Source organism: Prevotella sp. HJM029 (genome assembly GCF_000599605.1).
Classification (GTDB): Bacteria; Bacteroidota; Bacteroidia; order Bacteroidales; family Bacteroidaceae; genus Prevotella.
Window position 1 is genome coordinate 67443 of the sequence record NZ_AZHT01000001.1, and the last position, 6896, is coordinate 74338.

Here is a 6896-nt window from a genome sequence, read left to right on the forward strand (position 1 = left end):
CTTCTCACACGTTATTCTTCTGTTAAACCTTTCTGCGGATTGAAATCAGCAGGGACATCGGTCACAATAATCGGAGCCCGTTTGCCCAACTTCTCGGTTGCGGCAAGCGTCTCGTTGCTCAATCCGTGCAAACCACCTTTTGCTAAAGACTCAGCTTTTTCTTCGGGGGTCATTTTGTGGTTAGCACCACCAAAGAATTTCTCGACCTTCACTTTGCGCTGCAACTGCATCATGCCATACAAAATTGCCTCGGGGCGTGGTGGACAACCGGGAATATACACATCTACGGGCACTAATTCATCGATACCGCGCACCACGTTATAGCTCTTTTTAAACGGGCCTCCGCTGATGGTGCAACCACCCACAGCCACAACATATTTGGGCTCGGCGATTTCGTCATAAAGACGCTTAAACACCGGCGCCATTTTGTTGGTAATGGTTCCAGCACACATGATTAAGTCGGCCTGACGAGGAGAATTTCGCGTTACCTCAAAACCGAAGCGCGAGAAATCGTAGCGCGAACAACCCACGGCCATAAACTCAATTCCACAGCACGACGTACCAAAAGTGAGTGACCAAAGCGAGTTGCTACGCCCCCAGTTAATCGCCTGATCGAGCGAACCCACAATCACATTCACGCCGCCCTCATTAAGTTCCTTTGTTATCTTCTCTAAATTCTCGTTATCCTTAAACTCTTGATAAGGAATGCTCTTAATGTGAGGTTTTCTTACTTCCATTCCAAAGCTCCTTTCCGCCAAGCATAAGCAAGGCCCAAAACTAACACAACCAAGAAGAAACCGATGCTAATTAAAGCGAAATGGCCTAATTCCTTCGCAACAACAGCCCATGGATAAAGAAAAACCGTCTCGATGTCGAACACCAGGAAAAGGATAGCAAAAAGATAGTAGCCCACATGCATCGGAAGCCAAGAGCTACCTCGCGTGGGAATACCACATTCAAAGGGCTCACCCTTTACCGGATTATAAGACCGAGGACCGATTAACTTAGCAATAACATAAGCTGCCACTACCAAGACCACAGCCGTTATTAAAACGGTAATGAATAAAGTGAAATTCATAAATTTTATAACGTTACTAATAATTCGTCTCACGAGGTAGATAGCTAATCTACCTCAAATCGCTGCAAAGGTAACAATAATATTATAACTATAACGCTATTTAAATAAAAAAAATGCAAGGTAGAGTTTACAAAAGATATTCAACAACGCCGCTTATCCCTTATCGCTTCTCACTTTCAAATGCCCCACTCTTCACAATGCCACCAGCTACCAACTAGCACTTCGCCAACAACTCCTACAACATCCATTTTCTCAAAGGAGACCTTCTCAGAGAATGCACCATGCTTGTGGAACTTCTTCAAATATTGCACTAAAGTGTTTCTTGCTCGCGGGACTTCCACAAACAGCATGCAATTTAATACTCACCTTATTATATTATAACGCTTTTCGCACAATAGGCAATGACAAGCTGTAGGAGAAAAGTGACACCAACACAAAAAAGAAACAAGGAACGCCTCAAACGAGATGTTCCTTGCCTCTAAATGATAAAAAAATGTCTTATGCTTCTGCTGTTTCTTCCGTTGCAGACGCTTCAGCAGCAGGTGCTTCTTCTGTAGCCTCAGCAGCAGCCTCGGTCGCTTCTGTAGTTGCTTCGGCTTGCGCAGCTTCGGCAGCAGCCTTTTTCTCAGCCACCTTCTTTGCAATCGCTTCGTTCATTTTCTTCTCTGCTTCGAGCTCAGCCTTCACAGCTGCAGCCTTAGCCTTAGCTTCGCCTTCGCGGATAGCCTCGAAACCTTTCAGCTTATTTTCTTTCCAAGCGTCAAACTTCTGTTGAAGAGCGGCCTCGTCAAAAGCACCTTTCTTCACACCACCACGAAGGTGCTTCATCATGTAAACGCCTTCGCGCTTGAGAATGTTACGAACGGTGTCAGTGGGCTGAGCACCTGTTTCTACCCAATAAAGAGCGCGTTCGAAATTCAAATCTACGGTAGCTGGATTGGTGTTAGGATTGAACGTACCAATCTTCTCAGTAAATTTACCATCACGTGGAGCTCTAACGTCAGCGATAACGATGCTATAGAAAGCATAGTTTTTTCTACCGCCACGTTGCAATCTGATTTTTGTTGCCATTTGTTTTTTATAATTTTAATTTGAATTTAATGCTGCCATCACGTGGCAGTGCGTGCAAAATTAGCTAAAATATAATCGTTAGCTGCAACCATAACGTTTGCAGCACTATTATTTCAAATCTTTTAACAGAAATATGATTGTATATTAGAAGTGCTTACTTCTTTTCTTCGCATACCTCGTCATTGTTTTCATTCAACTTCTCCACATCAGGGAGGTGGAATTCATAGTTGCGATCGAACACTTCTTGTACCTTATTAATTTCCAAGAACGTGGTTCCGCCACCTTCGCCAAGATTTCCACTTAGATAAGCAATCTTATCTTCATTTTGGATGTATCCCTTTTGGCGAAGCATACGCAATGCTGCAAAGAACATATATTGTGCACTCACCTGCTCACGCTGATAGATGGGGATCACGCCATAGCTGAGGTTGAGCCAGCGCTGCGTTTTCTCTTTATAACAGATTGCCAACACTGGCACTGGACCACGGAAGGCAGCCAAATTACGCGCCGTCTGTCCTGTTTCACTGTCGGTAATAATGCCTGCCACACCTAATTTGCGCGTGGCATCAATTGCTGCATGAGCCAAGAACGTGCGCAAATCGAGCTCATTTTCGTCCCAAGGTGCTTCAATCTCATGGGCACGCGACTTATCTTGTTCTGCTTGTTCAGCAATCCGAGCCATGGTTTGCACCGCCTCAACGGGATATTTTCCACTGGCCGTTTCGCCGCTCAGCATCAACGCATCTGTGCGATAATAAATGGCATTGGCAATATCGGTCACTTCGGCACGCGTGGGGCGTGGATTGTTAATCATCGTATGTAACATTTGCGTAGCTACAATGACGGGACGACGCTTTTCTACACATTTACGAATGATACTACGTTGGATACCAGGAATACGCTCGATGGGTACCTCGATGCCTAAATCGCCACGCGCTATCATAATGCCGTAGGAGGCTTCGATAATTTCGTCAATATTATCGACACCTTCCTGGTTTTCAATCTTGGAAATGATTTTGATGTCGCTATGATGCTCATCCAAAATCTTTTGCACGGCTCTCACGTCGTCGGCATTGCGAACGAAAGAATGGGCTATGAAATCAATGTCCAGCTCAATAGCCAGCAAGATATTCTTTTTATCCTTTTCGGTGAGCGCTGGCAAATCGATGTGCTCGCCTGGAATGTTCACACTTTTATGTGAGCCCAACACGCCGTCGTTCTGCACCTGTGCCACCACCATGGGGCCATCGCATTCGATGACTTTCATGTCGAGCTCGCCATCGTCGAAGAGCATATCGTCGCCCACTTTCACATCTTTGGCAATATCGCGATAAGAAACGTTGATGATATCATGCGTGCAATCCATCTCGGGGCGACCGAAAATTTTCACTATTTCGCCAGATTTGTAGCTCAGAGGTTCATCAACACCTGTCGTGCGCACCTCAGGACCTTTCGTATCAATCATAATCCCAATATGCGGCGACACAGCACGCACATTCTTCACAATGGTTCGAATGCCCTCTTCTGTTGCGTGTGCCGTGTTCATGCGCACCACATTCATGCCTGTAAAAAACAATTTTCTGATGAAATCCTGATCACATCTGCGGTCGCTAATCGAAGCTACAATTTTTGTTTGTTTCATATCGCTGTTAAAATTTGCCTACAAAGTTAGCGCAATTCTACCATACAACAAAGCTTTTGCTTGTTTTTTAAACGGCTGGAAAACAGAAACACCCTAAGCGCCATGCAGATAATACAAAGCAACTAAAATGGCGGCTACAGCCAAGGCTACAATCACCTTAAAGACGCAACCTGTAATCTTTTTAATCACGAAAATGCCTACGACGAGGGCGATGAGAATGAAAATATAATACAAGAAATTGTCCATACTTTATTTGTTGATTTTATTTAAATATTGTTTTGAATGCGGGTGGGATGGGCGTGGCAAACTCCATTTGGCGATGCGTGATGGGATGATAGAAACACAGAATGTAGGCATGCAGACAGAGCCGGCCGATGATATCGTCGCCGTTGCCATATTTCACATCGCCGCAAACGGAATGCCCCATATCGGCCGAATGCACACGAATTTGGTTCTTGCGCCCTGTCTCCAAACGATATTCTACCAAAGAATAATGTGGCGACCGTTCTAAAACATGGAAATGCGTAACGGCATATTTTCCGCCATTATCCACGGGAGATGAGTAGGTGAAATAGGCCTTATTGTCCTTCAACCAATTAGCGATTACGCCATCTGTCTCGCGCATTTCGCCCGATACGACGGCCACATAGCGCCGGTCGTAGACAATGTTGTGCCAATCTTCTTCCAGCAGCAGCTCGGTGCGTTTGTCTTTGGCGTAGACCATCAGTCCACTGGTATCGCGGTCGAGTCTGTGCACCACATGTGCCGTGCATTTCTGGCGCGTCTGCTTGAAATAATCATCCAGAATGGCTTTCACGTTGAGCGACGAATGGCCGGCAGCCATCGACAGCACACCCACATTCTTTTCGATCACCACGAGATACTGGTCTTCGTAGACAATCTTCACATAGCGATTTTTAAAGATGCTGTTGTTCTGTTTGGTGCGGCTCACGGTCACTTTCTGCCCAGCTTTCAACGGATAGTCAAATTGCGTCACCACTTTTCCATCCACGCGGATGCCGCGTCCTTGCAACGTGGCTTTCATTTTCGAGCGGCTCAGATGATGCACATTCTGCAACAGCCAATCCAACAAGGGAGCAGGCTGCTCCACACGGAAATGGTCGTAATCGCCCGGCCGCTGATAAAGGTTCTGCATCACAAACTAATTTTTTTCTTCACGGCCTTGCTTTCGTTGCTCATGCGGTCGACCGCCGTCACAAGGTAAACCCACTTGTGCCGGCCGTCTTCGTAGGGCAATTTATAGTAGCAATTGGTGGTGATGGTGGCGATTTTTGAAGCATCATCCAACGTCATCTTCTCACCCTTTTCAAAGCGATAAACCACATAGCGCACGGCCTCATCGCCCCATTTCTTGGCCTTGGGCGCCTGCCAAAACAGCACACAACCATCGTTGGTCCACACGGGCTTCACCCGCTTGGGTTTCTTGGGTGCTTTGTCGTCGAGGAAAGGCATGCGCGGCTGCAACGCAGGATATTTCCAATAGTTTTCGCGCATGAGCGTGGCATAATTGCCCACATTGTCGCAGAAATTCTTTGCATACCACAACACCGTACCGCAAACGTTGCGCATTTGCCCTTGCAACTTGCGTTTCAACGGCAACTGATGACTATTCGGATTTTGCGGATCGGCATTATGCACGGTGTTGTCCACGCTCTCGCCGATATACAAAGGTCGATTGCCTGCGTTGCGGTTCCACCACGTAATGAGCTCTTTGTAGTCGGCTGTGGGATGCCCCACCTGCCAATACAACTGCGGCACGCAATAGTCCGTCCAGCCCTTGTTCACCCACAACAACACGTCGGCATAGAGGTCATCATAGTTTTGCAGGCCCTTCGTAGCACTTCCTCCTGCCCAACTCGTCTGGTTGCGATAGATGCCAAAGGGCGAAACGCCGAATTTCACCCACGGCTTTACGGCATGAATGCTGTCAGTGAGCTCCTTGATAAACAAATTCACGTTGTAGCGTCGCCAATCGCCGCGATCTTTAATGCCGTTGCCATAGGCCGCATACTCATTGTCGTCGGGAATGGCGAGCCCTGCCACAGGATAGGGATAGAAATAATCATCGATATGAAAACCATCCACATCATAGCGCCGCACGATGTCGGCCGCCACTTTGCAAATATACGTGCGGTTGGCGGGCTGGCCGGGGTTCATGATGAGCTGTCCATCGTAGGCAAACATGCCTCCGGGGTTTTTGATGGCCACGTGATTGGCCGCCAACTCCTGTGTGCCCTTGGTTTTGGCGCGGAACGGATTAATCCACGCGTGCAACTCCATGCCGCGCCGATGGCATTCGGTCACCATCCATTGCAAAGGGTCCCAAAACGGATTGGGCGCCACGCCCTGTTGCCCGGTCAAATAGCGGCTCCATGGCTCGAATGGGCTGTTGTAGAGCGCATCGCACTCGGCCCGCACCTGAAAGATGATGGCATTCACGCCGTCGCGCTGCAACTCGTTCAACTGCTGCGTGAGCTGGCGTTGCATCTCGTCGCGGCCAAGCCCTTTAAACTGTCCGTTGACACACTGAATCCACGCGCCGCGGAACTCACGTTTTTGTTGTGCGCCGAGCGTCAGCACCTGCAGCAACAAGCAAAATAGGAGGAATAATTTTGTTCGATTCATACCGGTTTGATTTTTTCAGCCGCAAAAATAATAAAAAAATGTAGGATTTCGCAGTCCAAACGCCAAGAAAGCCATTTTCTTAGCATATTCAGCCGAAAACCCACGCCAGAATTGCGCTTTTCGGGATGTGTTTTCCGTTTTTGTCCGTCGGCGAGCCCCTTTTCCTGCGATAAACAGCGCGGAATAGTCGCGGCGAGCACCTCACCACGACTATTCACTCATGTTTGTGCAGCGGCGAGCACCTCGCCACGACTATTCACTCATATTTGTGCAGCGGCGAGCACCTCGCCACGACTATAAACTCTTTTTTGTGCAGCGGAAAGCACCTCGCCGCGACTATAATTCATTTTAGTGCAGCGGCGAGCACCTCGCCACGACTATAAACTCTTTTTGTGCAGCGGCGAGCACCTCGCCACGACTATAAACTCTTTTTTGTGCAGCGGAAAGCACCTCGCCGCG

Annotated in this window: 7 protein-coding genes; all 7 read right to left on the reverse strand. The window is 47.8% G+C overall.

The features are described 5' to 3' along the window. Window positions 1–11 precede the first annotated feature (11 nt). The 7 genes from X919_RS0100325 to X919_RS0100360 all read right to left on the reverse strand — a co-directional run bounded on the left by X919_RS0100325 (window position 12) and on the right by X919_RS0100360 (window position 6437). Window positions 12–737, reverse strand: a complete 726-nt coding sequence (locus X919_RS0100325) for an NADH-quinone oxidoreductase subunit B (RefSeq protein WP_028898550.1) — start codon at window positions 735–737, stop codon at window positions 12–14. After that, window positions 728–1078, reverse strand: a complete 351-nt coding sequence (locus tag X919_RS0100330; RefSeq protein ID WP_028898551.1) for an NADH-quinone oxidoreductase subunit A — start codon at window positions 1076–1078, stop codon at window positions 728–730. The genes X919_RS0100325 and X919_RS0100330 overlap by 10 nt, the downstream gene beginning before the upstream one ends. 498 nt (window positions 1079–1576) lie before the next feature. Beyond that, window positions 1577–2149 (reverse strand): 30S ribosomal protein S16, encoded by a 573-nt coding sequence (locus tag X919_RS0100340; RefSeq protein ID WP_028898552.1) that lies wholly within the window; start codon window positions 2147–2149, stop codon window positions 1577–1579. A gap of 154 nt (window positions 2150–2303) precedes the next feature. Further along, window positions 2304–3791 (reverse strand): pyruvate kinase, encoded by a 1488-nt coding sequence (gene pyk, locus X919_RS0100345; protein WP_028898553.1) that lies wholly within the window; start codon window positions 3789–3791, stop codon window positions 2304–2306. 93 nt (window positions 3792–3884) lie between these two features. After that, on the reverse strand, window positions 3885–4037 hold the full coding sequence (locus X919_RS16785; protein ID WP_172642701.1) for a hypothetical protein: 153 nt from the start codon (window positions 4035–4037) through the stop codon (window positions 3885–3887). 16 nt (window positions 4038–4053) lie between these two features. Further along, complete coding sequence (locus X919_RS0100355; RefSeq protein ID WP_028898554.1) at window positions 4054–4947, reverse strand: RluA family pseudouridine synthase; 894 nt, start codon at window positions 4945–4947, stop codon at window positions 4054–4056. Next, complete coding sequence (locus X919_RS0100360; RefSeq protein WP_028898555.1) at window positions 4947–6437, reverse strand: glycoside hydrolase family 10-like protein; 1491 nt, start codon at window positions 6435–6437, stop codon at window positions 4947–4949. The genes X919_RS0100355 and X919_RS0100360 overlap by 1 nt, the downstream gene beginning before the upstream one ends. Window positions 6438–6896: the final 459 nt, after the last annotated feature.

What these genes read in the sequence shown, in the direction of transcription:
- X919_RS0100325 (WP_028898550.1), bottom strand. Translation starts at nt 737, where the DNA reads ATGGAAGTAAGAAAACCTCACATTAAGAGCATTCCTTATCAAGAGTTT.
- X919_RS0100330 (WP_028898551.1), bottom strand. Translation starts at nt 1,078, where the DNA reads ATGAATTTCACTTTATTCATTACCGTTTTAATAACGGCTGTGGTCTTG.
- X919_RS0100340 (WP_028898552.1), bottom strand. Translation starts at nt 2,149, where the DNA reads ATGGCAACAAAAATCAGATTGCAACGTGGCGGTAGAAAAAACTATGCT.
- pyk (WP_028898553.1), bottom strand. Translation starts at nt 3,791, where the DNA reads ATGAAACAAACAAAAATTGTAGCTTCGATTAGCGACCGCAGATGTGAT.
- X919_RS16785 (WP_172642701.1), bottom strand. Translation starts at nt 4,037, where the DNA reads ATGGACAATTTCTTGTATTATATTTTCATTCTCATCGCCCTCGTCGTA.
- X919_RS0100355 (WP_028898554.1), bottom strand. Translation starts at nt 4,947, where the DNA reads ATGCAGAACCTTTATCAGCGGCCGGGCGATTACGACCATTTCCGTGTG.
- X919_RS0100360 (WP_028898555.1), bottom strand. Translation starts at nt 6,437, where the DNA reads ATGAATCGAACAAAATTATTCCTCCTATTTTGCTTGTTGCTGCAGGTG.